Here is a 24,751-nt window from a genome sequence, read left to right on the forward strand (position 1 = left end):
GGGGGTAAAGGAAAAGCGCAGCCATGAAGGAGCAGGAAGGGGTAAGAAAGGCGGTAGCCCTGCAATATAACAGCGAGCAAGATAAAGCCCCCCGGGTAGTAGCTTCCGGTAGGGGGGCTATAGCCGATAAAATCATTACCACTGCTAGAGAAGCTGGCGTCCCTGTTCACCGGGACACCCATCTGGCGGAGATGTTAGCGGGGATAGATATCGGGTCTGAGATTCCGGTCGAACTGTACCAGATGGTGGCTGAGATTCTGGTCTTTATTTATTCTTTGGACTTAGGCGCGAAAAAGCTAAAATAGAAAAAAACTAGAGACGGAAGGAGATAGATAGTTACTAGCCTCTATCCCCCGGCTCGCAGTTCCCAGATGCGCGGGTCTTCCAGGCCCAGGCGCCAGACACCGATGCCAGGGAGGTTGTACTCCCGCACCAGGCCTAGCTTTGTGCTAAAGCTCCGCACATCTTCAAACCATACTACATGGGGAATATTATCCTCTACATAACTAAAGGTGGATTCCTGGGCCGCTTGGTCATAATAGATAGTGGCACCCACGCGGCGAGCAAGCTCTACGGCTTGGCTGTGGGAGAGGGTTATTGGAATGGGTGCTCCTTCAGCCCAGTCGTAACCATAAACAGCCATACCGAGACGTATTTTTTCCCGGGGGATAACGCTTACAGCATAGTCCAGTACCCGACGGACAAAACCAATGGAAGCGATAGGGCCGGGTGTAGCGAAATGTTCGTCGTAAGCTAGAATATAGACCTGGTCACTAAGCGCTCCTAGTTCCGGATAACTAAAAGCGCCCGAGAAGGGGTGGCGGGGGTTATCCTCCAGTTCTGCCGGTACGGAAATGGTGGTTAAATAACTTGCCGCGCGGAGGGCTTGGGAGAGTTGACGCATAAAGCCGGTCAAGAAGGGACGATCCTCCGGAGGCACAAATTCAAAATCAATATTGACGCCGGCGAAACCCCAGCGGTACATGAGGGTTAAGATATTGTTTACCAATGTCTGGCGCAAGCTTGGCGTAGTCAGCAAGCGGTGTATCAGGGGCCTGTACTGGGGACTGGAATAGTTGTGGACGATGGCCAGCACAGGGAGATTATATTGCCGGATGGCCGCTAGGCCTTCGGTATCGGCTTGATCCACGAGGCTTCCTGTCTCGGTTACGCCAAACCAGAAAGGTAGGATATATCTTAACTGGCCGCCGTGGCTGCGTAAGGAAGCTAACCCCGGAGGATCAGGAACATAATACCAGTTGTTTTCTACCTGCCGTTCTTGCAAGGCCATACTTAAAACACCTCCTGTTCATATTATATAATATGTTATTCCTGGCAAATGTGTCCAGGAAACCTCGCGGCACGCTGCAACACCTACCTTAGGGAGTGTAAATCATTTTGTGTAAATGGCAAAGCAGCCTATAAAAGGGGGATACTATAAGTGGCTCTTCTCCGGCAGGAGGATAGGGCAATGCTGAGGAGCGACCCGAGCGCCTGCCGGAATTCTGCCGCGGATAATGGTGGAGTCAAGAAGACGTGCCCCCTCACTTCTCCCAGATACCAATTATCCCTGGCAACTTTACTGCAGGTATCCTAGTGGGCCGCAGAGCAGGCTTCTCCTTTAGAACCTCTACCAGTATCGGTTTAAATAAATCCTGCTTGCATTACTTCTTTGAAATTCTTCATAAAACGCAATGGGCTTTTAAAAAAGCTCTGCTCGGCGGCCATATTCTCATGGAGATCGGTGACCGGGTCACCCTTGGACTGGATGTAGGTGGCCGTCCAGGGGGCGCCACTGGCGTTGACAAAGTAGAGGGCGCGGTCATGGTCGGCATAGTACCCGTCCAAGCCGGCCCTTCTTATTTCTTCCAGGGGAGCGTCTTTTATCAGGTTATAGACCAGAGTAGCCACGATCTTCATGTGGGCCAGCTCTTCCGTACCGATGTCCGTCAGAACTGCCTTGGCCTGGGGGAGGGGCATGGTGTAGCGCTGGGTGAGGTAGCGTAGAGATGCAGGGAGCTCGCCGTCGGGCCCGCCGGACTTCAAATTTTGTTATCCAAGACTAACCCCCCAAAAAAGAGAAACAGGTAAAAAACCTTACTCCTGTTGGCAAGAACGGCAAAGCGTTCCTGCCGCTTTTGTTTAAAGCCGGTATTCTACGGTTTTTTGCCGGGCAAGGACGTCATAAAGGAAGCTGGCCTTCCTCAATTTTTCCACCTGCACTTCTTCAGGAGTGCAGGCTAGGGGTTCAATCGGCTGCATTACCCTGGCCAGGGCTCGCTCTTCAAGAAGTTGTTGCAGCGCCTGGGCTTGGAAGCCCATGCCAGCGATCTCAACCCGGTGGCGGTTTTGATTACCAAGGTTTTATTGAAATACCACCCAGGTTTGCCGGCAGGCCTCCGGTTAACCCCGAAACGGACAGGTATGGGGGCTAGGGTAACAGTAACCCTGGAGATAGAAGCTGAAATTCCGGAAGGGTTACCGGAAATTGTAATTAGAACAGTTACGGAAAACTGTCGTACGTTGAAATTTAAGGACTATGGATTTGAAGAAGATGAGTAATGTCAAGGTAGGAAGGTAGGCGCCCAGGTTATTTCTCAGAGAAATATATAACCAGAAAAACCAGTAACAGTAATAAAATGACATCGCAACAAGGCACTATAAGCCCCGGGGAAATCATTATCTGGTATTGTCTGTTGAATGTTTAATTATATTAGTGTAAAATAGTGGAAGAAATGCCTGGTAACTAATATCCCGGGGGGATGGATCTGGTGGATGAAAAAATTATTTATTCTATGGCAAAGCGTATAGAAGAGAAATTTAATCCAGAAAAGATTATTGTTTTCGGCTCCTGGGCTAAAGGAGAAGCAGGGCCAAACAGCGATGTAGATATCCTAGTCATAATGGACTGTGCTCGGGAAAAAAAACGTCAGATGCAGGTGGCAATCCGCAAAGAACTGCGGGAGTTCAAGGTGCCCAAGGATGTTATAGTTGCCAGCCTTTCTGACATTAACAAACATAAAGACTCCTGGTGGACAGTTTATCATCCTGCTCTTAAAGAAGGGGTCGTGATGTATGAACGTTGAGGAAAGGAAACAAGAGGCGCTCAAGTGGTTGAAAAAAGCTAAGGGGGATTTACGGGTAGCCCGGCTGGCTTTTACGGATAGGGAAGGGCCGGAGTATGGCGTGGCATGTTACTTGGCGCAACAATGCGCGGAAAAAAGCTTGAAGGCGTTTTTGATCAGCACAGGAATTGAGTTTGCATATAAACATGACCTTGAGTACCTAATCGAGCTTTTTCCGGATGAAGATAAGGCCGCCTTTGCTGGTATAGAGCTTGAATGGTTAAGCGATTGGGTTACTGAAGGTCGTTACCCTGGTGACTGGCCCGAAGCTACCCATGAAGATGCTAAGAAAGCGATCGCGATGGCAGAGGCTATATACAATAATATCGTTGAAGCTTTGGAAACTGGGGAGGCCTGTAAGTAAAACGAGCAAAGCGGAAGGGTCCAATGATAAAGGAGCCATTTTATAACATTATATAGGGGGGAGGCTAACCCCCATATTTAACTTTAATAGTACTTTTTCCTCTCCAGATACTCATGTACCAGGTTCAACGTCTCACCGAAGCGCTGGAAGTGGACGACTTCCCTTTCGCGCAAGAACTTCAAGGTATCACTGACATCCGGGTCGTCGGAGAGCTGGATCAGATATTCGTAGGTAGAACGGGCCTTCTGCTCGGCGGCCATATTTTCATGCAGGTCGGTGACCGGGTCGCCCTTGGACTGGATGTAGGTGGCCGTCCAGGGGGCGCCGGCGGCGTTGACAAAGTAGAGGGCGCGGTCGTGGTCGGCATAGTAGCCGTCCAGGCCGGCCCTTTTTATTTCTTCCAGGGGAGCGTCTTTTATTAGGTTATAGACCAGGGTGGCGACAATTCCATGTGGGCCAGCTCTTCCGTACCGATGTCCGTCAGAACTGCCTTGGCCTGGGGGAGGGGCATGGTGTAGCGCTGGGTGAGGTAGCGTAGCGAAGCGGCCAAAAAGGTCCTGGTGGACCAGCCACCACCAAAAGGGACTTCTTTCCCTTACGGGACAAGGAAGTCCCCGCGGCTACTTTGATAAGCATTTAGCTGCTCATTTTATTTAGTGCTACATTGTGTTATAATATACCACAGGTGAAATACATTGAAGATAACATGGTTTATCATGCCGCCCGACCGTATTAGGCACATTGCTAAGCACTCCGTGAGTCCTGAAGAAGTGGAGCAGGTAGCCTACGAAGACCGCCACCATATAGTACAGCGGCTTAAGCCTTCTACGTCCTACCCTAGCGAGAATGTTTACCGCTTACTGGGGCGTACAGAAGCAGGACGCTACCTAGCGGTGATATTTATCTACAAAGGTCATGGCCGCGCTTACCTCGTGACAGCGCGGGATATGACACCAGCCGAAAGGAGGTACTATCTTGCGAAGAGACACTAACTTGCCTGGCATTGATGATATAGATAAGCTGGCTGATTTCTTTGATCGCACTGACACCCAGGAGCTAGATTGGGAGGATGCCGATGTTGAATTCAAAAAGCCTGAGCTCGTCCACGTATCAGTACGCTTACCGAAAGAAGACGTGGCCGCCATTAAAAAAGCCGCAAGGAAGAAGGGACTAGGTTACACCACCTACATCCGGATGGCGCTACGGGAAGCTATAAAAAGAGAGGGCTTTAAAAAAGCCCCGTAGTGGGGCTTAAGGCTTTAATAATATTTCTTTCTGTCCAGGTATTCATGTACCAGGTTTAACGTTTCGCCGAAGCGTTGGAAATGGACAATTTCCCTTTCGCGCAAGAACTTGAGAGTGTCGCTAACATCGGGGTCGTCGGAGAGCTGGATCAGGTATTCGTAAGTGGAACGGGCCTTTTGCTCGGCGGCCATATTCTCATGGAGATCGGTGACCGGGTCACCCTTGGACTGGATGTAGGTGGCCGTCCAGGGGGCGCCGGCGGCGTTGACAAAGTAGAGGGCGCGGTCGTGGTCGGCATAGTAGCCGTCCAGGCCGGCGCGTTTGATTTCTTCCAGGGGAGCGTCTTTTATTAGGTTATAGACCAGGGTAGCCACAATCTCCATGTGGGCCAGCTCTTCCGTGCCGATGTCCGTCAAAACTGCCTTGGCCTGGGGGAGGGGCATGGTGTAGCGCTGGGTGAGGTAGCGTAGAGATGCAGCGAGCTCGCCGTCGGGCCCGCCATACTGGGTGATGATTACCTTGGCCAGGCGGGGGTTGGGTCCACCGACGCGTACAGGGTACTCCAGTTTTTTTTCAAAAATCCACATTTAGAATCCCTCCGCCTAAAAAGTTGTTTCCCAGGGCCAGGGTTCGTCGATCCAGCGCCAGGCCTGGGGACTGGGCGTACTGCCGTAATTTGTTAAAGGACCGTAAAGGTTTTCGTATTCCTTTTTTGCCGCCAGCAGGGCTTCGCTGGCGGCATTATATTCCGCTAGCGCCCGGTAGTCTTCGGGATGGGTGTCCAGGTAAAGGTTAAAGTCTACGCAGGTAAATTCCAGGGCCATAATCTTTTTGAGCAGGCTTAAACGTTGTCCATCCATGATTTTACCCCTCCACTACATTGTTTTAAGGTGTCCGCCGGGGCTGGTAAGGCTGGAAGAGTTCGGGGAAAATCGTCCCCCGGGCCAGGCCTTCCATAGGGTCCCACCTGTTAGTAAAACGCTGCCAGGGTACATAGGCCCGGGCCAACTGGTAAGAAAAGGATTGTTTTTCTACCTGCTCGTCGCCGGGACGGACGGTAATACCACGCTTTCCTTGCTGGTCGGCAGTCATAATAGACCTCCTCCCCTAAAAATCGCTAATTTATATTATGATGGATAGGGGAGGAAGGGTTACCAGAAGATAAGCTTGATGCCACCTGTATCCAGGTTTAAGCCCGGTACTCCTGCAACAAGGAGAAGGGAGCGGTATTTCCTAAGGAGGCTAAGGGCATCATCGCCCTTTGGTGGCCCGCGGTGCCGGCCTGGTGACTGGCATTTCAGCTAGTGGTTGACGCCAATGGGTTTCTCGTATATAATTTAATTAAAATCAAAGGGGAGTAGCTCGTAGGCCTTATGGCCTGTTGACCAGGGCGACAGTACGCATCGGTAAGAGCCGCCCTGGTCCCAGGGGCTTAACTTGGGAGCAAGACCTTTGTTTGGTGCTTTTTGCACTGAACAAAGGTTTTTTATTTACATTTTTTAACTTGCTAAGGGTTATTGTAGTGTTAAAGCTCTACACAAACTGGGAGGAGGATTATGAGTTGCCAGAGAAGAAATGGTATGCCATGGAGAGCCATCAGGTCTGCCAGGAACTTAACTCAGACCTGCACCAGGGGCTGAATCAAGAGGAGGCCAACGAACGATTAAAGATCTACGGCCCCAATGTTTTAAAAGAGCCGCCCCCCCGCAGCCTTTTTTCCATGTTTATAGGCCAGCTAAAGGAAATTCTGGTCTTAATCCTGATTGGAGCGGCGATCATCTCGGGTATCCTGGGCGAATGGGAAGATTCTATTGTTATCCTTGTCATCGTAGTGTTGAATGCCGTTCTGGGCGTGTATCAAGAGAATAAAGCTGAGCAGGCCCTTAAAGCTTTAAAGGAGATGACCAAACCTGCAGCCAAAGTGATCCGGAACGGAATGGTAACGCAGGTTGACGCAGGCGAACTGGTCCCTGGTGATATAGTATTATTAGATGCAGGAGATTCTGTACCGGCTGATGCCAGGCTGATCGAGGCGGCTTCCCTACGGGCAAACGAAGCCGCCTTAACGGGCGAGTCGGTACCGGTAGAAAAGGACCCTGCCATGATAGCGGCCGGTGAAGTCCCGGTGGGCGATCGGAAAAACATGCTCTTTATGGGTACTATTATTACCAGCGGACGCGGCAAGGCCCTGGTGGTGGAAACAGGGATGAACACCCAACTGGGTCGGATCGCGCAACTGCTTCAGGAAACGCCGCTGGAACCTACACCGCTGCAGCGGCGGTTGAATGAACTTGGTAAAATTTTGGGAATGGCTGCAGGATTCATCGTGGCCCTGGTGTTTGCCACCGGGTTGTGGCGGGGCGAAGATGTTCTGGAAATGTTTATGACAGCCATCAGCCTGGCAGTAGCAGCAGTTCCGGAAGGCCTGCCCGCCGTAGTGACCATTGTGCTCGCCCTGGGCGTTACCAGGATGAGCCAGCGGCAGGCTGTTATCAGAAAACTGCCGGCGGTAGAGACCCTGGGCACTGCAACTGTTATTTGTTCTGACAAGACAGGTACCCTTACCAAAAATGAAATGACTGTTATCCAGATTTATGCTGCCGGCAACTTCCTGCAGGTAACTGGTACTGGTTACCAGCCTGACGGCCGGTTCCTGAACCAGCAGGGAAATGAAATTGCTCCTTTAACTGATCGGAACCTGGAATTAATGCTCCTTGGCGGGTTGTTAAACAGTGACGCCCGGTTAGAGGCAACAGAGAAGGGTTACCGCGTAATCGGCGATCCCACGGAGGGAGCCCTGGTAGTGGTAGCAGCCAAAGCGGGTTTGATAAGGGAGAAGGTGGAGAAGACCTACCCCCGGCTGGCCGAAATCCCTTTTGATTCCGCCCGCAAAATGATGACCACCTTTCACCATATAGATGGCTCAATCCAATCCTTTACCAAGGGAGCCCCCGATGTATTGCTGGCCCGCTCTACCGGAGTAATGACCGGGCAGGGAATTGAACCTTTAACTGGAGAAATGCGTACCCGGCTTTTGCAAATTAACTCTCAGTTGGCGTCCCAGGGGCAACGCGTACTGGCCCTGGCTGTCCGCCGGTGGCCTGAAATTCCGGCTGGCCTCTCACCGGATACCGCCGAGCAGGACCTTACCTTTGTCGGTTTTTATGCCATGCAGGATCCACCGCGTCCCGAGGTCAAGGAAGCGGTGGCTGTCAGCCGCCGGGCAGGCATCCGGACGGTAATGATCACCGGTGACCACCAGGAAACAGCCATGGCCATCGCGAAAGAACTGGGTATCTGGCAGCAGGGTGACGGCGTCCTGACCGGTGCGCAACTGGACCAGATGGACGACCAACAACTGAAAGAGGTGGTAAACCGCGTCACCGTCTACGCCAGGGTATCCCCTGAGGATAAGCTCCGCATCGTAGCAGCCCTAAAGGAACACAAACATATAGTGGCCATGACCGGCGATGGTGTCAATGACGCCCCGGCCCTCAAACGGGCCGATATCGGGGCTGCTATGGGGATTACCGGTACCGAGGTAGCCAAAGAAGCCTCAGATATGGTATTATTAGACGACAATTTTGCCACCATCGTCAATGCGGTTGAAGAAGGGCGAACCATCTACGACAATATTCGCAAGTCTATCCAGTATCTCCTTTCCTGCAACACCGGTGAGATTGTAGCTATCTTTTCTGCCATTTTACTGGGATTGGGTAGTCCCCTGACTCCCATCCAGATACTATGGTTAAACCTGGTTACTGACGGTCCTCCTGCCCTGGCCCTGGGCCTGGAGCCACCCGAAAAAGGCGTTATGGAGCGTCCGCCCCGTAAACCCAAGGAAGGAGTGTTTGCCGGGGGCATGGGCATTAACATCGTGTGGCAGGGTACCATGATCGGGCTGCTGGCTCTGTTTTCATACTGGCTGGCCCTTAGCTGGGGACGGACCCTGGAGGAAGCCCATACCATGGCTTTTGTAACCATGGCTCTGTCGCAACTGGTGCACTCCTTCAATGTCCGGAGCATGGATCAATCCCTCCTGTCCATAGGATTGGGAACCAACCGCAGTTTGGTGTATGCTTTCCTGGCGTCAATATCTCTCCAGGTGGCTGTAGTATTCATTCCTTTTTTGCGAGGTATCTTTGAGACGGCGGTGTTGCGTACCAGCGACTGGGCGGTGGTCCTGAGTCTGAGCCTTGTCCCCCTGGTGGCTGTGGAAATAAGTAAACTTTTGGGCAAGCTGAAGGTTGGCAAAAAAGGGTAGACTTTGATGCCGGTTAATGTTGAGGCCCTCGGGGCCTGCTCGCCGCTACCCGGACTACTTTGGCGTCCAATTACCTGAGCCAGCTGAAATTCAAGGTCGACGACCAGAAGCCGGGTGCCGGTTTCAGTTTCTTTCCACTCCTTGACCATCAGGCAGGAAAGTACGATAATATAAATTGAGGATTTAATGAAAAGCGGGCTGGATGAGGCCCGCTTTTATACAGGAATGGGGGGTGGGGGAACTGGATCTCGAAACCCTTGCCAGCGCCTTGACGGGGCTGGGTCAGGTACGCTTACGTACTGAAAAATGTATCCGCACCCTGTCGCCCTGGGCAACCTGTCAGAGGTGCTTGGAGGTCTGCCCGGTTGATGGGATTGAGCTGCAAAACGGCCGGCCCGGTTTGAAAGAGTGCCGGCGCTGCGGCCTTTGTGCCGTGGCCTGCCCTACCGGGGCCCTGGAAGATCCAGAGCAAACCCACGCCTTCATTCTCGCCCGGGGTCAGGAGATTATTGCTGCCACCGGGCAAGTAATTTTTTCCTGCACCCGGGGTCAGGAAAAGAGCCTGCCGCAAGGCTTTTTTATGGTTCCCTGCCTGGGGGCAGTGGCTCCGGAAATAATGGTCGCCCTGGCCGCAAGGGGCAAAACAGGGTTTCGCTACCGGCCCGAGGATTGCGCTGCCTGTCCCTGGGGAGAGAAGGGGCAGGAGCTTTTTAAGGCTTCCTTTGCCTGGGCACAAAGGACCCTGGCGGCCCTGGGCCTGCCACACGATCGTCTGGTGCAGGGGACTACCCTTACACCGGCTCCGGCCCCAAAGCATCGAGAAGGCCAGGCATCCCGCGCAGCCCCGGCTGCTATGGGCAGGCGCGAATTTTTCCGCTCCCTGGTACGGGGGATCAAAGTGCCGGGAGTTAAAGCAGCGACACCAGCCCCGGGTCCGGATACGAAACAGGCAGTTTTTCCCGGGGAGAGGATGTCCATCCTCAGGGAGGCCTTACAGCGAGTACGGCCTGAGACAGGCTACCCGGCGAGGGCCCGTTTACCCCTGGCCTCCCTGGAACTGGCCGGTCCCTGCTACCTCTGTAATATCTGCAGCCGCCTCTGCCCCGCCGGTGCTCTGACCCTGGGCGAAGGGGAGTTAAGGTTTATCCCGGCCCGCTGCAACCACTGCGGCCTGTGCCTGGCAGTCTGCCCCCAGCACAGCCTAACCTGGGGGGAGGATATGGCCATAGAAGCTGTGGCCGACGAGGCAAATTTTAATCTGGCTACAGCCGGCGAACACCTTTGCGCGACCTGCGGGAAAACCTTCCAGGCCAGCGCCGGGGCCACTGAGTGCCTGCGCTGTTACCTGACCCGGAACCTGCCCGGGCCAGGGTAGAAGGAGTGGGAGATTTTATGGACAAGGAATTATTACTTGAGTGGCTCCAGGGGCGGGAACTGATTTACAGCTTCCTGGCCAGAATCTACCAGGACGGGCCAGCTGAAGATTTGCTGGCAGCCCTGGCCGGGGAAAAATTCCTGGAGGAATTAGCCGCCAGCAGCCGGAACGAAGAGCTGGCCGCAGGGTGCCGGAAGATGCAGGCCGAGCTAACAGCCCGGGCCAGTGACCTGGAAGCCTACCGGCAGGAACTCCAGGAGGATTATAACCGCCTTTTCTTCGGCCCCGGCCACCTGGAGGCGCCGCCGTGGGAGTCAGTATATCGATCCAAGGAGCATCTCCTCTTTGGCGAGGAAACCCTGGCGGTAAGGGAGTTTTATCGTTCTTTTGGCCTGGAGAGTAAAAAGAAAAACCGGGAGCCGGACGACCACCTGGGCCTGGAAATGGAATTTATGGCCTGGCTCAGCCAGGCAGCAGCCGCAAAAGTCCAGGCCGGTGAAGATGCAAGTGAATTCCTGCAGGGACAGCGGCGCTTTTTGAAGGAACACCTGGAGCAATGGGTACCGGCCTTATGCAGCGATATCCAGGGAGCTGCCCGGACTAAGTTTTTCCGTGGCCTGGCCCTCTTCACTAGGGGCTGGCTGCAGGTCGATGTAGCTGAGATGGAAGCAGTACTGGAGGATTTTTGCGGGGGTGAAAAATCATGACAGTTGCCGACGGCCGGGCCATAATCACTGTTTTAGGCCAGGACAGGGTGGGTATTTTAGCGGGTATAACCGCCGTCCTGGCGGCGGCCAATGTGAATATCCTCGATATCAGCCAGACCATTTTGCAGGAATTTTTTACCATGATCATGGTTGTAGACCTGAAGGGTAGTAATCTTGATTTTTTTGACCTGCAAAAACAACTCAAGGCCAGGGGCGAGGAACTGGGTGTCCAGGTGACAATGCAGCAGGCGGAAGTCTTCAAATTTATGCACCGCATCTAACCGCAGCCCCCATGAGGTTAAATGAGGGTAAGCCCGCAACTAAATGATAAGCCTTCTCCCATTCAAAGATGGAGGAAAACAATGCCGACTTTATTTTCTTTTACACCGGAAGAAATTTTAGAAACCATCCGCATGGTCCAGGTAGAAAACCTGGACATCCGGACCATTACCCTGGGTATCAGCCTGCGCGATTGCGCTACCGGGAGTCTAAAGGAAACCTGCCGCCGCGTATACGATAAGATAACCCGCCGGGCGGAGAAACTTGTTGCTGTTGGCGAGGAAGTGGCAACTGCTTATGGCATCCCTATTGTTAATAAGCGTATAGCCGTAACCCCCATTGCCCAGGTGGGTGAACCTTCGGGAGAAAGTGACCTCACCCCTCTGGCCCGGACCCTGGACCGGGCGGCACAGGAGGTAGGGGTGAACTTCATCGGCGGCTTCAGTGCCCTGGTACATAAAGGCTTCACTAAAGGTGACCGGGCCATCTTTAATTCTCTGCCGGAAGCCCTGGCCACCACTGAGCGCGTTTGCGCTTCCGTCAATGTGGCCACCACCAGGGCCGGGATGAATATGGACGCCATCGCCGAGCTGGGCCAATTGATTAAAAAGACGGCGCAGCTTACGGCTGACAGGGGTGGGATTGGGTGCGCCAAGCTGGTTACCTTTTGCAATGCTCCGGAGGACAATCCCTTCATGGCCGGGGCCTTCCACGGCCCCGGTGAGCCAGAGTGCGTTTTGAATGTAGGCATTAGCGGTCCCGGGGTTGTCCTGGCGGCGGTACGCCAGCACCCGGAGGCCGACCTGGGTAAGCTCGCGACAATCATTAAAAATACGGCCTTTAAAGTGACCCGCATGGGGGAACTGGTGGGACGGGAGGTTTCAGCCCGCCTGGGAGTGCCCTTCGGCATTGTCGACCTTTCCTTGGCTCCTACCAATGCCCTGGGGGACAGCGTGGCGGAAATTCTGGAAGCCATCGGACTGGAACGCTGTGGCGCCCACGGCACCACGGCCGCCCTGGCTTTACTCAATGACGCCGTCAAAAAGGGAGGGGCCATGGCATCTTCCTACGTCGGGGGCTTAAGCGGCGCCTTTATCCCGGTGAGCGAAGACAACGGCATGATCCGGGCGGTGGAGAGCGGCGCTTTAAGCCTTGAGAAACTTGAAGCCATGACCGCCGTTTGCTCGGTGGGATTGGATATGTTCGCCGTCCCGGGTGATACGCCGGCGGAAGTTATTGCTGCCATCATTGCCGATGAAGCGGCAATCGGCATGATTAACAATAAAACCACGGCCGTCCGGGTCATACCTGTACCGGGGAAAAAGCCCGGGGATATGGTAGAATTCGGCGGCCTCCTGGGACGCGCGCCGGTAATGCGCGTCAACAATTTCAGCCCAGCGGCCATGATCCGGCGCGGCGGCCGTATCCCCGCTCCCGTCCAGGCCCTGGGGAATTAGAGGGAGGCGGCCGCCCAGGTAAGAAGGAAAAGATGCTGTTGGGCTCCGGATATACCCGGAGCCCTTTGTTATTCCTCCCGGTAGGCGTAGTCAAGCAAGAACCGGACTATTTCCTGGTGGCTGAAACCCTGGGGAAAATTGCCCCACTGCTCGCCGGTCCGGGGGTCGAAGTGTTCGGCCATCAGGTAAAGGTCAGTAGCATTATCCAGGCAGACCTGTAATAGTTCATGCGCCCGCTCGTAGTTGCCGGAGTGGAGGTAATAGCGCCCCAGCCACAGGGTGGGTAGGTAAAAGGGAATAGCCGCGTGTTCAAAACGGGCGATCCCTCCCCACATATTAAGTCCGCCCCGGCCTGAAGGCTCGCCCCTGGCAACAGGCGCAGGCTTTTCCATGGCGGCTACCGTCTTCTGTAAACGGGGATGGTTGGCTGCCAGTAAACCATAAAATTCCAAGGCCAGCACGGATATATCCAGGGGAGCGTCAGGCCCGTAATGCTGCAGGTAGGCCTGGCGGTCTACCGACCAGCCGTGGATAAGGAGCTGGCGGCGGACGCGACTTGCCGCCCGGTGCCACCGGCCGGCCCACTGCAACCGCCCCATTTCGATAGATAAATGGGAGGCGGCTGTTAAACCAGCATAGCAAAGGATTTTACCATATAGCCAGTGATCCTTGCGTTCGCGGATTTCCCAGATGCCGTTTTCCGGCTGGTCCCAGTAATTTTCCAGCCAGATGGCCGCCCGGCGGATGGCATCCCAGCGGGAGCGGATATATTCCCGGTCCCGGGTGGCCAGGTAGTGGTTCCACAGGCCGTCCAGGACGTTACCGGCATTATCCAGCTGGATCTGGTGCATGGCGGCGTTGCCGAAGCGAATGGGTTTTTCCCCATTGGGGCCGGCTAGGTCTCCGGCGATGTATTCGGTACCACCTCTTCCTTCCACAGGTACCAGGGGCATATACCAGCCCCCGTCGGGCTGTTGTAAAGAAAGGGCGAATTCATAGAAACTGCGTGCTTCCTCATGATAGCCGGCGGCATCAAAGGCCAGGGCGGTGAAATACCCGTCCCGCAGCCAGCAATAGCGGTAGTCCCAGTTGTCGTTGCCGCCGGGTACGGCGGGAAAAGAGGTGGTCGGCGCCGCAATAATGGCGCCGGTACGCTCGTAGGTTAGGAGTTTTAAAACCATCAAGCTGCGGTAGTATGCTTCCGTAACTTCCGGGTTAGCAGTATGGGGCCGCCGGGCTTTCCTCAGCCACTGGCGCCACCAGGTGAGATTTTCTTCCAGGGAGCTGTAGAAGCCCGCCGTCCAGTGCTGGCGGGCCAGGGTTAAACTGGAGCCGTAAGCCAGAACTAGCCAGAAGCGATGCTTTTCACCCGGTTTTAAAGTCAGGGTGGAAGTAGGTCCCGGTGAACCGGCCATGCCGATGCAGGCTGCGCCTTCGGGACCGGAGATAAATTGGAAAGACCCCTGGAACCGGACTTTAAAAGTATGGACACTGGTAACAATGGGCCGGGCCACCCAATCTACCCTAGGCTTTAAAGTTACTGTACCGGTATTTTCTAGAATAATTAGGCGACTTAAATGGTGGTAGCCCCATGGCATAAAGTCCAGAACAGTAACCTGCAGGCCATTACCTCTACCAATAGTTTCTAAAATATTGCTCTCCGGGAGATAGCGCTGGCTTAGAGGCGTTACCCGGGGTTCAATATTAAGGCGAAGACTACCGCCACATTCTGGGCACAGGGCGGCGGCGAAAAGGGGAAAACTGTCAAAACGTGGCACGCACAGCCAGGCGATGGAAAAGTCCGGAGCAATAAGGGCGGCTGTTTCGCCATTGCCGATAAACCCGTAATATGGCTGATGTTTCAAAAGATGTCTCAACTCCCTCGCCAATCTTAGTAAAAATTTTATGTAAGTATTTGAGTAAAGTCAACTGCTGGCATAATTACCCAGCGGTTGACTTTTTACGTATAAACAGGGCTCCCGGCGGTCGATAATATAGCAGAGCGATAAAAATCCGAGGTGAAGGTAATGACTGATAGTACCAGGCAGCCGGGGCCGCCCAAGAAGCCCCTGACCTTGGCGGAACAGGTAAAGCAGCAAAAACAGACCTACGACCAGCAGGCCTACCAGCGCCTGGCCGATAGCGTTAAACCCAGGCCCAGGGTTATTGTTAACGCCCTCAATGCCTTCTGGATCGGGGGTATCATCTCAGCCCTGGCCCAGATCATCACCCTTATTTTTGCTTCTGCCGGTTTAAACCCCAGGGATGCTGCTTCCGCAACGGTAATAGTTATGATTTTCTTGGGGGCCTTCCTGACCGGCTTAGGGATATACGATGAGATTGGCAAAGTCGCCGGTGCCGGTTCTATTATCCCTATAACCGGGTTTGCCAACTCCATTGTGGCGCCGGCCATGGAGTTTAAACGGGAAGGTTTTGTCTTTGGCGTGGCGGCGAGGATGTTTACCATTGCCGGGCCGGTACTTGTATACGGCTTTATTGTTTCCGTCTTAATAGGCCTTATTGCTTATTTCCTGAAGTAGGAGTGACGACCCTTGAGCGCACCTAAAAGGGTAGGGCAACATACCATCCAGTTTGCTAACCCGCCGGTCATTGTGGCTACGGCCTCAATTGTTGGCCCCAAGGAAGGGGAAGGCCCCCTGGGCAACACCTTTGACATGGTTATTGACGACAGCTACTTTGGTGAGGAAACCTGGGAAAAGGCCGAACGCAAAATGCTGGAAGAAGCCGTCAAAATGGTCATTGCCAAGGCCCAGTTAAAACCCCAGGATATCGACTTCCTCCTGGCCGGTGACCTGTTAAACCAGACCATTTCCGCCAACTATGCCGCCCGGACCCTGGGAATACCCTTCCTGGGCCTGTACGGGGCTTGCTCCACCATGTATGAGGGCATGGCCCTGGCAGCCATACTCATAGACGGCGGTTTTGCCCACCATGTAGTGGCCGCCTGCAGCAGCCACTATGATACGGCGGAACGCCAGTACCGCTTTCCTACCGAGCAGGGCGTGCAGCGACCACCGACGGCCCAGTGGACGGTTACCGGGGCCGGGGCCGTTTTAATGGCCCCGGTAGGCAATGGACCCCGCATCACCCACGCTACCATCGGCCGGGTGCTGGATGTAGGGATCAAGGACCCCAACGATATGGGTTCAGCCATGGCCCCGGCGGCCGTCGATACCATTGTCCGCCACTTCCAGGATACCGGCCGGGGCCCTGTTGATTATGACCTGATTATTACCGGTGACCTGGGGCGGGTAGGGCATGAGATTGCCACCAAACTCCTGGGCGAGCAAAAGTACGATGTCTCTAAGAATTACAGCGACTGCGGCATCCTGATTTATGATCATGAACGACAGGATACCCATGCCGGCGGCAGCGGCTGTGCCTGCTCGGCGGTGGTTTTTGCCGGCCATTTAATGGGTAAACTAAATGAAGGTCGCTATAAGCGCATCCTGGGGGTGGGTACGGGGGCCCTGTTGAGCACAACGGCGACCCAGCAGGGGGAATCCATACCCGGCATCGGCCACGGCGTGGTGATAGAAAAATTATAGGCCAGGGAACGAGTAAAAACAAAGCCAGATGGAATTGCGATAGATTTTAAGGAGGTATAACCCGGTGAGTATCGTAATGGCCTTTCTTATCGGCGGCCTCATCTGCCTGGTGGGGCAGCTCATTATGGATCTGACGCCATACAAGGTAACACCGGCCCATATCCTGGTAGGTTTTGTCACGGGTGGGGCGATTTTAAGCGCCCTGGGCCTCTACGGACCCCTGGTGAAAATTGGTGGAGCAGGTGCTACCATCCCCATCAGCGGTTTTGGCCATAACCTGGCCCAGGGTACCCTTGAAGCCGTCCAGGCTAAAGGGCTCCTGGGAGCCTTCAGCGGCGGTATCACCGCCGGGGCTGCAGGTATTGCGGCAGCAGTAATTTTTGGTTTTACCATGGCTGTTTTATTTAACCCCCGGGGCTAGAAGGGGTGAAATGAAAAATAAATGACCATCTCAGGGGATATTGTCAAAGTTGATAAAAAAGCTGATGTCAACGTCGACTGGATTAGCAAGGAGTTAGGTATCGGCGAAAGCTTTGACGTCGTCAGGCGCAATATTACCTTTGCCGGCCGCAAAGCGACATTGTTTTATATTGACGGTCTGGTCAAAGAGGATATCATGACCTATCTCCTCATCTCTTTCTCCCGGCTGGAGCGGGAGGACCTGGCCCCTGATGCTTTTTTTAAGCTTTATAAGCAGTATCTAAGCTACATTGAAGTCGAAGCCCTGGATGACCTGCATAAAGCCGTCGATAAAATTCTCTGCGGCGGCGTAGTAATGATTGTTGATGGCTTTGAAAAGGTTATTTTAATAGATGTGCGGAAGTACCCGGCCCGCATGCCCGAGGAATCAGACCTGGAACGGGTAGTCCGCGGTTCCCGCGACAATTTTGTTGAAACCCTGTTATTTAATACCAACCTTCTGCGCCGCCGCATCCGTGATCCCAAACTGCGAACCGAAATCCTGCAAGTGGGCAGCCGTTCAAAAACTGACGTAGCCGTAGTATATATCAAGGATATTGCCAACCCGCGCCTGGTGGATACCATTAAAGAAAGAATCAAAACTATCAAGATGGATGGCCTCCCCATGGCGGAAAAGTCCCTGGAGGAGTTTATTAGCCCGGGAAGTTTCTGGAATCCCTTCCCGCGGGTGCGCTATACCGAGCGGCCGGATGTAGCCGCCGCTCATCTCCTGGAAGGGCACGTCCTGGTGATGGTGGATACATCTCCCAGCGTCATGATCCTTCCGGCAACCCTTTTCCACCATCTCCAGCACGCCGAAGAATTTCGCCAGGCGCCACTTATCGGTACTTTTTTACGTACGGTACGTTTTTTAGGCGTCGTTATTTCCATATTTTTACCGCCCTTGTGGCTCCTGGTATCCCTGCAATCGGGTCTATTACCACCGGGCCTTTCCTGGATCGGGCCGAAAAAATTAGGGGCCATCCCCCTGACAGTGCAATTTATCTTTGCCGAGCTGGGTATTGACCTTATGCGTATGGCAGCCATTCATACCCCTACAGCCCTGGCTACAGCGTTAGGATTGATTGCCGCTGTACTGATTGGTGAAATTGCCGTCGCGGTAGGTTTCTTTAACCCGGAAGTAATCCTTTATATGGCCATTGCCGCCGTCGGTATCTTTGCCACCCCCAGCTATGAATTGGGTATGGCCAATACATTGATACGGATTGCATTGTTAATCGGCGTGGGGCTGTTCCGCCTGCCCGGTTTTGTGGCCGTGACCCTGGGCACCTTTTTATTACTGCTTACTACCAAATCATTCGGCCTGCCCTATCTCTGGCCCCTGATACCCTTTAACGGTAGCGCTTTAAAAGATATTTTTGTGCGGCCACCGGTACCATTACAAAAATTGCGGCCCCGGGCCCTGCATCCCCTGGACGTGGACCGGCAGCCCTACCCGGAACCGGCCCGCAAGCCCTTAGAACGGGAGAAACGCATCTGGCCGCAATTTATGAAAGACGAGGATGATAACCGTGAAAAATAAAAAGTGGCGTTTGGGGGTGCCGCGCGCCCTCTTTTATTATTACTACGGCCCCTGGTGGGAAACCTTTTTCCAGGCCCTGGGTGCTGAGGTGGTAGTTTCGCCACCGACTTCCAAAGAAATTATGGACCTGGGGGTAAGCCTGGCGGTAGCCGAAGCCTGCCTGCCGGTAAAGGTCTATTACGGTCACGCTGCCTGGCTGGCCGGCCAGGTAGATGCCCTCTTTGTCCCCCGGCTGGTCAGCGTAGAGAAAAAGAGTTTTATCTGCCCCAAACTAATGGGTTTGCCTGACATGCTGCGGGCGGCCTTAAAGCCCTGCCCGCCAATTATTGATACTACAGTTAACCTTGCCCGCCAGCCCGAGGAAGGCCTGGCGGCGGCCGTGCAGGGAATGGCCCGGGCTTTAGGGGTAAAAGGAAGCCGCGTAGACCTTGCCATGGCGGCAGCGGAGGCTCGTTACCACGCCTGGCTGGCCGGGCAGCAGCAGGGAGATAGCATGGCTGCAGCTGACTGCAGAGAGGAAGAGCCGGCTTCAGGAGTTTACCGTTCTAGTTCCAGCCAGGGCAAAGAGAGCCGGGACGCTTTGCAGATAGGGGTTATTGGCCACGGTTACCTTATCTATGACCAATACCTTGGCATGGATATCCCCGGAAAGGTGAAAAGGTTAGGAGGAAAGGTGATTTTACCCGAAAATTTAACCACCCTCCAGGTAGAAAAGGCCTGCCGGCGGCTACCGAAACGCCTCTACTGGACCCTGGGGCGGAAGATCATGGGGGCGGCCCTGTACCTGATGGAACAGGAAAACGTCGCCGGTCTGATTCACCTGACGGCCTTTGGCTGCGGTCCCGATTCCCTGGTAGGCGACTTGGCCGAACGCTATGCCCGCCGCCGGGGCAAGCCATTTTTGCTGCTGACTTTAGACGAGCATACCGGTGAGGCCGGCCTCAATACCAGATTGGAGGCTTTCATGGATATGCTCTACCGGAGGCGATCCGCATGAAGGTAACTTTTCCCCATATGGGCCACCTCTGGCTGGTCCTGAAGGCGGCCCTGGAAGGCATCGGCCTGGAGGTGGTGGTCCCGCCGCCCTGTACCCGCCGCACCCTGGAACTGGGCGTGCGCCATGCGCCGGAATCGGCGTGCCTGCCCTTAAAGGTCAACCTGGGTAATTTCCTGGAGGCAAAAGAACTGGGTGCCGATACCATCGTCATGGCCGGCGGGGTGGGGCCCTGCCGCATCGGGTATTACGCCCAGGTGCAGCGGGAGATCCTCCGGGACATCGGCTGCGACTATGAAATGGTGGTCTTTGAACCCCCGGATGTTCACTTTTCTGAAGTCTGGGATAAGGTTAAATACTTGAACCGGCGGCCATGGCAGGAAGGGGTCCGGGGAGTAATCCTTGCCTGGCAAAAGGCCTGCGCCGTTGATTCCCTGGAACAGGAATTGCAACAACTGCGGCCCAGGGAAGCAAAGCCCGGTCAGGCCGATGCCGTCTTCCAGCGAGCTTTGCGGGAGCTAGACGCGGCCGGCGGCCGCGGGGAGATTAAAAAGATCGTTAAAAAAGCAAAAAGCGAGATGGCGAAAATACCACGGCATACCAGTGGCCCGGTGCTGCGGGTAGGCATTGTCGGCGAAATCTATACCGTCCTGGAGCCCATGGTTAACCTGAATATCGAAAGGCGCCTGGGGGTCTTGGGGGTAGAAGTGGTCCGGGGCCTTTTCCTAAGCCGCTGGATTAACGATAACCTGTTTAAAGGTCTCCTGCCCCTGCCAGGCCACCACCCGGAAAAAACGGCCCCGCCCTTTTTAAACCACTTTGTCGGCGGCCATGGCTGGGAGTCAGTAGGGGATACAGTCACCTTTGCCCGGCACGGCTGCGACGGCGTCATTCAGCTGGCACCACTAACCTGCATGCCGGAAATAGTTGCCCACTCAGTTATGCCGGCCGTCCAGGAAGCCAGGGGCATACCCGTTATGACCATTTACCTGGACGAGCAGACGGGCGAAGCCGGCCTGCAAACCCGCCTGGAAGCCTTCGTGGATATGCTGCGCTGGCACAAGGGGAGGAAAGCGGCGCAAAGCTTCTGAGCGGCGAGGGACATACCCCCGGCAAAAACTATTCTGAGGAGTTGATAACGAATGCCAACGATTTACCTTGGTATAGATGTTGGCTCAGTCAGCACCAATATCGTAGCCCTGGATGAACAGGGTAACGTCCTTAGCTCTGTTTACCTCCGTACCCGTGGCCAGCCGATCCGGGCCATCCAGGAGGGCTTGCGCCAGCTGGTAGCCACTATAGGTACAGATATAAGCGTTGCCGGTGTAGGCACTACCGGCAGCGGTCGATCCCTGGCAGCCGTCATGGTCGGGGCCGATGTAATCAAAAACGAAATAACCGCCCACGCCGTAGCTGCCAGTTACGCTGTGCCAGGGGTACAGACAGTCCTGGAGATCGGCGGTCAGGATTCCAAGATTATCATTCTCCGCCAGGGCATAGTCACGGACTTTGCCATGAATACCGTCTGCGCTGCCGGTACCGGCTCCTTCCTGGACCAGCAGGCGGCCCGGTTAGGGATTCCCATTGAAGAGTTCGGCCGCCGCGCCCTGGAATCCCGGAGCCCCGTACGTATTGCCGGCCGCTGCGCCGTCTTTGCCGAATCTGACATGATTCATAAACAGCAACAGGGCCATCCCCTGGAGGATATTATCGCCGGGTTATGCGAAGCCCTGGTGCGTAACTATTTGAACAACGTCGGCAAGGGCAAGGAAATCCTCCCGCCCGTGGTCTTCCAGGGCGGGGTGGCGGCCAATGCTGGCATGCGCCAGGCCTTTAACCGCGCCCTGGGGACGGAGGTAATCGTCCCGGAACATTATGGGGTCATGGGGGCCTTGGGCGCCGCCCTGCTGGCCAGGGAAATACGGCCTAAGGCAAGCGCCTTCCGGGGCTTTGAGCTTACCGGGCGGGAATTCCGTAGCGGCGGTTTTGAATGCCAGGGCTGCGCCAACCACTGTGAAGTGGTAGAACTGCGGGAAGGGAGGCAAGTCCTGGCCCGCTGGGGCGACCGCTGCGGTAAATGGAGTAACGCAGTGGCAGTATAGAATCCTGCCTCAGTTCGCCGGTCGGGATGGTATGGCCGGCCGGAGGTTTAAGAACCTTCGCCGGCAGCAGCATCCAGATTACCCGGGGCCGAAGAGATTATACCGGCCAGGTATTCCCGGAAGGGGCCGGCCAGGTCCGGCCGGGCCAGGGCGAATTCCACCGTGGCCTGGAGGAAGCCCAATTTATCGCCGATATCGTAGCGCTTACCCTGGAAACGGTAGGCATAAACCCGTTCCTCCCGGGCCAGCAGGCGCAGGGCATCAGTAAGCTGGATTTCCCCGCCAGCTCCGGGTTTTACCTCGGCCAGGAGGGGGAAGATCTCCGGTACCAGGATGTAGCGACCGATGACGGCCAGGTTGGAGGGCGCTTCTTCCGGCCGCGGCTTTTCTACCAGGTCTTTAACTTCAATGAGACGGCCGTTGATTTCCAGGGGTTCGATGACGCCGTAACGGTTGACTTCTTCTCGCGGCACTTCCTGGACGGCAATCACGGCAGCTTTAACTTCATTATAAACCTCCAGCATTTGCTCCAGGCAGGAGGGGGTATTGACGATAATATCATCTCCCAGCAGGACGGCAAAGGGCTCCTGGCCGATAAATTTACGGGCGCAATAAACAGCGTGGCCCAGGCCCAGCTGTTCCTTCTGCCGTATGTAGTGGATATCGGCCAGCTCAGCCACACCTTCCACCAGGGCCAGCAGGTCTTCTTTATCTTTTTCCCGCAGGAGACTCTCCAGCTCCAGGGAACGGTCAAAGTGATCCTCAATGGCCCGTTTGTTTTTCCCAGTAATAATAAGGATGTCCTCTACTCCGGCGTTAACGGCTTCTTCGACGATAAACTGGATGGCCGGCTTGTCGACAATAGGCAGCATTTCCTTGGGTTGGGCCTTGGTGGCCGGCAGGAAGCGGGTGCCCCAGCCGGCAGCAGGAATAATGGCTTTCTGGACCGTTAACAACAAATACCACCTCGTTTTTAGCATGCTAAACTATCTTTATGTTACCAGGGCCAGAATAGACCCGGCCTGGTGTTAAAAAGAGGTTAAAAGCTCCAGGAACTGGACAACTGCTGCCGGGGAGGGTAAAAAATAACGAGCCCGGCTGGCAACCTGTTTACCGATACGGATGGCCAGACCGCCAGCGGGCAAAGCAGAGAAGGCATCTTCATCAGTCCGGTCATCGCCTAAATAGACGGGTAATGCCCGCGGCCATTGCCTGGTAAAGTATGTTACGGCCAGGCCTTTGTTAATCCCCCGGCGGCGAACTTCCAGCACTTTGTGACCGGGAAGCAGTTCGAGATTGTCATTTAAAAAGGGTTTTAGCCCCTGGCGAAACTGCTCCAGGGCTGCCGCAGCAAGCTGTGGGTCAGCCAGGCGGTAATGCAGGGCAATAGCTTCACCCTTATTTTCCACAAAGAGGCCGGCAATACCTGCTACCACCCGGCAGGCCAGCCTGAAAATTTCATCCCAGGGGATATCTTCTTGCCCGGGCGGCAGGAGGCTGGTGATCCGCCCTTCCGGGGTGGCTACTTCCAGCCCGTGCAGGCCGGCATAGTAAAGCCCCCCCACTGGCAGCAGCTCCAACAGGTCCCTTAAACTCCGGCCACTAATAATGGCCAGGTGCAAGCCTGGCCTGGATACCAGTTGCCGTAGCAAGGTCAGGAGGCGGGGGCCGGGACGGGCCAGTTCTGGCCGGGGCGCCAGGGGGACCAGGGTGCCATCGTAGTCACACATGAGGAGCACTTGCGGGTAATCCCGTACTTTAGCTGCCAGCTGAGCCGGAGACATCTGCCGTTTCCTCTTCCCGGGCTATCATGGCCTGGTGGAAACAGGTCAACCACCAGCGGATATCATGGCGGCGCACCTTTTCCTGCAACAGGCGCATCCTTTTTTCCTGCTCGGCCCGGCCCATATTGAGGGCTGTATTTAAAATCATGGCCATGCCATCAATATCGTATGGGTTGACGAGGACAGCACCCTTAAGTTCCTGGGCGGCACCGGCGAAGCGGCTTAATACCAGGACCCCGCTGCTATCACGGCGGGAAGCCACGTATTCTTTGGCCACCAGGTTCAGGCCATCCCTTAAAGGTGTAACCAGCATGATATCGGCCGCCAGGTAATAGGCTACCAGCTCCTGCCGGGGCAGGCCCCGCCAGAAGTAGTGGACGGGGCGATAACTACCTTCGCTGAAGCGGCCATTAATGCGGCCTACGGCAGCTTCTACTTCTTCCTTTAGCCGGCGGTAGGCCGGTACGGCCGTCCGGCTGGGTACGGCAATCTGGACCAGGGCCGCCCGGCCGCGCCATTCGGGTACTTCTTCCAGCAGGCGTTCCCAGGCCAGCAGCCTTTCCAGGATACCCTTGGTATAATCCAGCCTCTCTACACTCAGGGCCAGGTGTTCTACGCCGAACTGGCAGCGCAAGGTTTCAGCCCGGGCCCGGGTCTCAGGGTTCAATGCCTGGCGCTGGAAGGCCTGGTAATCGACACCCATGGGCCAGGCACCGGCATGGATGCGCCGCTGTTGCCAGTAGACAACATTGTGCTCAAAATCCACCCGGGCACCCAGCAGGGTGGCAACGGCATTCAGGAAATTATCGACATAAGATTGCAAATGAAAGCCCACGACATCTGTCCCCAAGAGACCGCGCAAGATTTGGGGCGCCCAGGGGAGGGTGGCCAGGAGATCGTGGTGGGGAAAGGGGATGTGCCAGAAAAAGAACTGCTTTAATTGCGGCTTGCGGTGGCGGATTTGGGCCGGTACCAGGGCCAGGTGATAGTCGTTGACCCAGACGGTATCGCCTTCCCTGGCTTCCATAAGCGCTGCTTCCGCAAATTTGGCGTTAACTCGAACATAAGTTGACCATTCCTGGGAGTTATAACGACACTTTTCTAAAAAATAATGGCACAGGGGCCACAGGGCACCGTTGGTAAAACCTTGGTAATAAAGCTTTATTTCCCCGGCAGTCAGGGGAACCTCCAGGAAGGTATAGGCCGGATCTTCCTGGGGCACCGGTAAACGTACCCCCGGGCTGTTCTCCTGCGGCGCTTCACGCCCGCCCCAGGCAACCCAGACGCCGCCCTTTTCCTTCAAGAAGGGTTCTACTGCCGAGACCAGGCCGCTGATGGCCGGTACAGGTTGGATACCGCTGTCAGTGGCTTGCAAATTGTACGCACCCCGGTTGGAAACCATAATAATTTTAGGAGCCTGTTTTTTAGCCACTTAGCATACCTCCTTTTAGCCTGTGCCTGTTGTCGGGATCCACTTCACTCCT

At 55.0% G+C, this 24,751-nt stretch carries 27 protein-coding genes and 2 pseudogenes; 18 read left to right on the plus strand and 11 right to left on the minus strand.

The window, feature by feature from the left end; genetic code table 11:
• Positions 1-23 precede the first annotated feature (23 nt).
• Positions 24-305: an EscU/YscU/HrcU family type III secretion system export apparatus switch protein gene (locus MOMUL_RS03730; RefSeq protein ID WP_062281707.1), complete on the plus strand. Its 282-nt coding sequence runs from the start codon at positions 24-26 to the stop codon at positions 303-305.
• Positions 306-346: 41 nt separating this feature from the next.
• Here MOMUL_RS03730 and MOMUL_RS03735 read toward each other — a convergent pair whose 3' ends face one another.
• From MOMUL_RS03735 to MOMUL_RS03745, 3 genes and pseudogenes are all read right to left on the minus strand, one after another.
• Entirely contained in the window at positions 347-1,291 is a 945-nt protein-coding gene (locus tag MOMUL_RS03735; RefSeq protein ID WP_062281710.1) for a glycosyl hydrolase family 18 protein, read from the minus strand.
• Between the two features lie 422 nt (positions 1,292-1,713).
• Positions 1,714-2,046: pseudogene (locus MOMUL_RS03740) on the minus strand (manganese catalase family protein); the annotation flags it as partial.
• Between the two features lie 96 nt (positions 2,047-2,142).
• Complete coding sequence (locus MOMUL_RS03745) at positions 2,143-2,322, minus strand: hypothetical protein (RefSeq protein ID WP_062281713.1); 180 nt, start codon at positions 2,320-2,322, stop codon at positions 2,143-2,145.
• Between MOMUL_RS03745 and MOMUL_RS16860 the strand changes: the two genes are divergently transcribed.
• The 3 genes from MOMUL_RS16860 (at position 2,311) to MOMUL_RS03760 (ending at position 3,489) form a co-directional block, all read left to right on the plus strand.
• Entirely contained in the window at positions 2,311-2,562 is a 252-nt protein-coding gene (locus tag MOMUL_RS16860) for a hypothetical protein (RefSeq protein WP_169802158.1), read from the plus strand. The two genes, MOMUL_RS03745 and MOMUL_RS16860, sit on opposite strands and share 12 nt — an antisense overlap.
• A gap of 200 nt (positions 2,563-2,762) precedes the next feature.
• The gene (locus tag MOMUL_RS03755; protein WP_236712971.1) at positions 2,763-3,086 is read left to right on the plus strand and encodes a nucleotidyltransferase domain-containing protein; all 324 of its coding nucleotides are present in this window, start codon (positions 2,763-2,765) and stop codon (positions 3,084-3,086) included.
• Positions 3,076-3,489 carry a HEPN domain-containing protein gene (locus MOMUL_RS03760; protein ID WP_062281718.1) on the plus strand — a complete coding sequence of 138 codons (414 nt, stop codon included), beginning with the start codon at positions 3,076-3,078 and terminating at the stop codon, positions 3,487-3,489. Before MOMUL_RS03755 ends, MOMUL_RS03760 begins: the two co-directional genes overlap by 11 nt.
• 83 nt (positions 3,490-3,572) lie before the next feature.
• Here MOMUL_RS03760 and MOMUL_RS15585 read toward each other — a convergent pair.
• Positions 3,573-4,039: pseudogene (locus MOMUL_RS15585) on the minus strand (manganese catalase family protein).
• 166 nt (positions 4,040-4,205) lie between these two features.
• Between MOMUL_RS15585 and MOMUL_RS17795 the strand changes: the two are divergent.
• Both MOMUL_RS17795 and MOMUL_RS03770 read left to right on the plus strand, forming a co-directional pair.
• On the plus strand, positions 4,206-4,481 hold the full coding sequence (locus MOMUL_RS17795) for a BrnT family toxin (protein ID WP_064774333.1): 276 nt from the start codon (positions 4,206-4,208) through the stop codon (positions 4,479-4,481).
• Entirely contained in the window at positions 4,465-4,734 is a 270-nt protein-coding gene (locus tag MOMUL_RS03770) for a CopG family antitoxin (protein WP_161484960.1), read from the plus strand. Before MOMUL_RS17795 ends, MOMUL_RS03770 begins: the two co-directional genes overlap by 17 nt.
• A gap of 14 nt (positions 4,735-4,748) precedes the next feature.
• On the opposite strand, the gene MOMUL_RS03775 is transcribed toward MOMUL_RS03770, so the two are convergent.
• Genes MOMUL_RS03775 through MOMUL_RS03785 form a run of 3 tightly spaced genes read right to left on the minus strand, consistent with a single transcriptional unit; the run spans position 4,749 to position 5,826 of the window.
• On the minus strand, positions 4,749-5,321 hold the full coding sequence (locus MOMUL_RS03775) for a manganese catalase family protein (protein WP_062281725.1): 573 nt from the start codon (positions 5,319-5,321) through the stop codon (positions 4,749-4,751).
• A gap of 15 nt (positions 5,322-5,336) precedes the next feature.
• Positions 5,337-5,594 carry a spore coat protein CotJB gene (locus MOMUL_RS03780; protein ID WP_054937204.1) on the minus strand — a complete coding sequence of 86 codons (258 nt, stop codon included), beginning with the start codon at positions 5,592-5,594 and terminating at the stop codon, positions 5,337-5,339.
• Positions 5,595-5,619: 25 nt separating this feature from the next.
• Positions 5,620-5,826: a spore coat associated protein CotJA gene (locus tag MOMUL_RS03785; RefSeq protein WP_054937203.1), complete on the minus strand. Its 207-nt coding sequence runs from the start codon at positions 5,824-5,826 to the stop codon at positions 5,620-5,622.
• A gap of 493 nt (positions 5,827-6,319) precedes the next feature.
• Between MOMUL_RS03785 and MOMUL_RS03790 the strand changes: the two genes are divergently transcribed.
• The 5 genes from MOMUL_RS03790 to MOMUL_RS03810 all read left to right on the plus strand — a co-directional run bounded on the left by MOMUL_RS03790 (position 6,320) and on the right by MOMUL_RS03810 (position 12,816).
• Complete coding sequence (locus tag MOMUL_RS03790; protein ID WP_062282399.1) at positions 6,320-8,998, plus strand: calcium-translocating P-type ATPase, SERCA-type; 2,679 nt, start codon at positions 6,320-6,322, stop codon at positions 8,996-8,998.
• Between the two features lie 232 nt (positions 8,999-9,230).
• Positions 9,231-10,373, plus strand: a complete 1,143-nt coding sequence (locus tag MOMUL_RS03795; RefSeq protein WP_153018255.1) for a DUF362 domain-containing protein — start codon at positions 9,231-9,233, stop codon at positions 10,371-10,373.
• Complete coding sequence (locus tag MOMUL_RS03800; protein WP_236712972.1) at positions 10,328-11,080, plus strand: TorD/DmsD family molecular chaperone; 753 nt, start codon at positions 10,328-10,330, stop codon at positions 11,078-11,080. Before MOMUL_RS03795 ends, MOMUL_RS03800 begins: the two co-directional genes overlap by 46 nt.
• The gene (locus MOMUL_RS03805; RefSeq protein WP_062281736.1) at positions 11,077-11,361 is read left to right on the plus strand and encodes an ACT domain-containing protein; all 285 of its coding nucleotides are present in this window, start codon (positions 11,077-11,079) and stop codon (positions 11,359-11,361) included. Before MOMUL_RS03800 ends, MOMUL_RS03805 begins: the two co-directional genes overlap by 4 nt.
• An 81-nt stretch (positions 11,362-11,442) precedes the next feature.
• Positions 11,443-12,816 carry a PFL family protein gene (locus tag MOMUL_RS03810; protein ID WP_062281738.1) on the plus strand — a complete coding sequence of 458 codons (1,374 nt, stop codon included), beginning with the start codon at positions 11,443-11,445 and terminating at the stop codon, positions 12,814-12,816.
• A gap of 68 nt (positions 12,817-12,884) precedes the next feature.
• On the opposite strand, the gene MOMUL_RS03815 is transcribed toward MOMUL_RS03810, so the two are convergent.
• Positions 12,885-14,681 carry a glycoside hydrolase family 15 protein gene (locus tag MOMUL_RS03815; RefSeq protein ID WP_062281740.1) on the minus strand — a complete coding sequence of 599 codons (1,797 nt, stop codon included), beginning with the start codon at positions 14,679-14,681 and terminating at the stop codon, positions 12,885-12,887.
• Positions 14,682-14,843: 162 nt separating this feature from the next.
• Here MOMUL_RS03815 and spoVAC point away from each other — a divergent pair, with 162 nt between their 5' ends.
• The 7 genes from spoVAC (at position 14,844) to MOMUL_RS03850 (ending at position 21,483) form a co-directional block, all read left to right on the plus strand.
• A complete protein-coding gene (gene spoVAC / locus MOMUL_RS03820; protein ID WP_153018231.1) occupies positions 14,844-15,356 on the plus strand; it encodes a stage V sporulation protein AC in 513 nt (170 codons plus the stop codon).
• 12 nt (positions 15,357-15,368) lie between these two features.
• Positions 15,369-16,385 (plus strand): stage V sporulation protein AD, encoded by a 1,017-nt coding sequence (gene spoVAD, locus MOMUL_RS03825; RefSeq protein ID WP_062281742.1) that lies wholly within the window; start codon positions 15,369-15,371, stop codon positions 16,383-16,385.
• Between the two features lie 76 nt (positions 16,386-16,461).
• On the plus strand, positions 16,462-16,806 hold the full coding sequence (gene spoVAE / locus MOMUL_RS03830; protein ID WP_062282404.1) for a stage V sporulation protein AE: 345 nt from the start codon (positions 16,462-16,464) through the stop codon (positions 16,804-16,806).
• 21 nt (positions 16,807-16,827) lie between these two features.
• Complete coding sequence (locus MOMUL_RS03835) at positions 16,828-18,387, plus strand: spore germination protein (protein ID WP_062281745.1); 1,560 nt, start codon at positions 16,828-16,830, stop codon at positions 18,385-18,387.
• The gene (locus MOMUL_RS03840; protein ID WP_062281748.1) at positions 18,377-19,384 is read left to right on the plus strand and encodes an acyl-CoA dehydratase activase-related protein; all 1,008 of its coding nucleotides are present in this window, start codon (positions 18,377-18,379) and stop codon (positions 19,382-19,384) included. Before MOMUL_RS03835 ends, MOMUL_RS03840 begins: the two co-directional genes overlap by 11 nt.
• Complete coding sequence (locus tag MOMUL_RS03845) at positions 19,381-20,472, plus strand: acyl-CoA dehydratase activase-related protein (protein WP_062281751.1); 1,092 nt, start codon at positions 19,381-19,383, stop codon at positions 20,470-20,472. The genes MOMUL_RS03840 and MOMUL_RS03845 overlap by 4 nt, the downstream gene beginning before the upstream one ends.
• A gap of 51 nt (positions 20,473-20,523) precedes the next feature.
• Positions 20,524-21,483, plus strand: a complete 960-nt coding sequence (locus tag MOMUL_RS03850) for an acyl-CoA dehydratase activase (protein WP_062281755.1) — start codon at positions 20,524-20,526, stop codon at positions 21,481-21,483.
• Positions 21,484-21,530: 47 nt separating this feature from the next.
• Here MOMUL_RS03850 and galU read toward each other — a convergent pair whose 3' ends face one another.
• Genes galU through MOMUL_RS15595 form a run of 3 tightly spaced genes read right to left on the minus strand, consistent with a single transcriptional unit; the run spans position 21,531 to position 24,699 of the window.
• Entirely contained in the window at positions 21,531-22,463 is a 933-nt protein-coding gene (gene galU / locus MOMUL_RS03855) for a UTP--glucose-1-phosphate uridylyltransferase GalU (protein WP_062281758.1), read from the minus strand.
• A 48-nt stretch (positions 22,464-22,511) separates the two neighbouring features.
• The gene (gene otsB / locus MOMUL_RS15590; RefSeq protein WP_062281761.1) at positions 22,512-23,267 is read right to left on the minus strand and encodes a trehalose-phosphatase; all 756 of its coding nucleotides are present in this window, start codon (positions 23,265-23,267) and stop codon (positions 22,512-22,514) included.
• Positions 23,242-24,699 carry an alpha,alpha-trehalose-phosphate synthase (UDP-forming) gene (locus tag MOMUL_RS15595; protein WP_062281764.1) on the minus strand — a complete coding sequence of 486 codons (1,458 nt, stop codon included), beginning with the start codon at positions 24,697-24,699 and terminating at the stop codon, positions 23,242-23,244. The genes otsB and MOMUL_RS15595 overlap by 26 nt, the downstream gene beginning before the upstream one ends.
• Positions 24,700-24,751: the final 52 nt, after the last annotated feature.

It is taken from the genome of Moorella mulderi DSM 14980, assembly GCF_001594015.1.
Classification (GTDB): domain Bacteria; phylum Bacillota; class DSM-521; order Neomoorellales; family Neomoorellaceae; genus Neomoorella; species Neomoorella mulderi.

Excerpts from the sequence above, each read along its gene's own strand:
- spoVAE (WP_062282404.1), top strand. The coding sequence starts at position 16,462 with ATGGCCTTTCTTATCGGCGGCCTCATCTGCCTGGTGGGGCAGCTCATT.
- MOMUL_RS17795 (WP_064774333.1), top strand. The coding sequence starts at position 4,206 with ATGCCGCCCGACCGTATTAGGCACATTGCTAAGCACTCCGTGAGTCCT.
- MOMUL_RS03805 (WP_062281736.1), top strand. The coding sequence starts at position 11,077 with ATGACAGTTGCCGACGGCCGGGCCATAATCACTGTTTTAGGCCAGGAC.
- MOMUL_RS03775 (WP_062281725.1), bottom strand. The coding sequence starts at position 5,321 with ATGTGGATTTTTGAAAAAAAACTGGAGTACCCTGTACGCGTCGGTGGA.
- MOMUL_RS03780 (WP_054937204.1), bottom strand. The coding sequence starts at position 5,594 with ATGGATGGACAACGTTTAAGCCTGCTCAAAAAGATTATGGCCCTGGAA.
- MOMUL_RS03785 (WP_054937203.1), bottom strand. The coding sequence starts at position 5,826 with ATGACTGCCGACCAGCAAGGAAAGCGTGGTATTACCGTCCGTCCCGGC.
- spoVAC (WP_153018231.1), top strand. The coding sequence starts at position 14,844 with ATGACTGATAGTACCAGGCAGCCGGGGCCGCCCAAGAAGCCCCTGACC.
- MOMUL_RS03735 (WP_062281710.1), bottom strand. The coding sequence starts at position 1,291 with ATGGCCTTGCAAGAACGGCAGGTAGAAAACAACTGGTATTATGTTCCT.
- MOMUL_RS03810 (WP_062281738.1), top strand. The coding sequence starts at position 11,443 with ATGCCGACTTTATTTTCTTTTACACCGGAAGAAATTTTAGAAACCATC.
- MOMUL_RS03760 (WP_062281718.1), top strand. The coding sequence starts at position 3,076 with ATGAACGTTGAGGAAAGGAAACAAGAGGCGCTCAAGTGGTTGAAAAAA.
- MOMUL_RS03755 (WP_236712971.1), top strand. The coding sequence starts at position 2,763 with ATGGATCTGGTGGATGAAAAAATTATTTATTCTATGGCAAAGCGTATA.
- otsB (WP_062281761.1), bottom strand. The coding sequence starts at position 23,267 with ATGTCTCCGGCTCAGCTGGCAGCTAAAGTACGGGATTACCCGCAAGTG.
- MOMUL_RS03730 (WP_062281707.1), top strand. The coding sequence starts at position 24 with ATGAAGGAGCAGGAAGGGGTAAGAAAGGCGGTAGCCCTGCAATATAAC.
- galU (WP_062281758.1), bottom strand. The coding sequence starts at position 22,463 with ATGCTAAAAACGAGGTGGTATTTGTTGTTAACGGTCCAGAAAGCCATT.
- MOMUL_RS03850 (WP_062281755.1), top strand. The coding sequence starts at position 20,524 with ATGCCAACGATTTACCTTGGTATAGATGTTGGCTCAGTCAGCACCAAT.
- MOMUL_RS03745 (WP_062281713.1), bottom strand. The coding sequence starts at position 2,322 with ATGGGCTTCCAAGCCCAGGCGCTGCAACAACTTCTTGAAGAGCGAGCC.
- MOMUL_RS03790 (WP_062282399.1), top strand. The coding sequence starts at position 6,320 with ATGGAGAGCCATCAGGTCTGCCAGGAACTTAACTCAGACCTGCACCAG.
- MOMUL_RS03835 (WP_062281745.1), top strand. The coding sequence starts at position 16,828 with ATGACCATCTCAGGGGATATTGTCAAAGTTGATAAAAAAGCTGATGTC.
- MOMUL_RS03845 (WP_062281751.1), top strand. The coding sequence starts at position 19,381 with ATGAAGGTAACTTTTCCCCATATGGGCCACCTCTGGCTGGTCCTGAAG.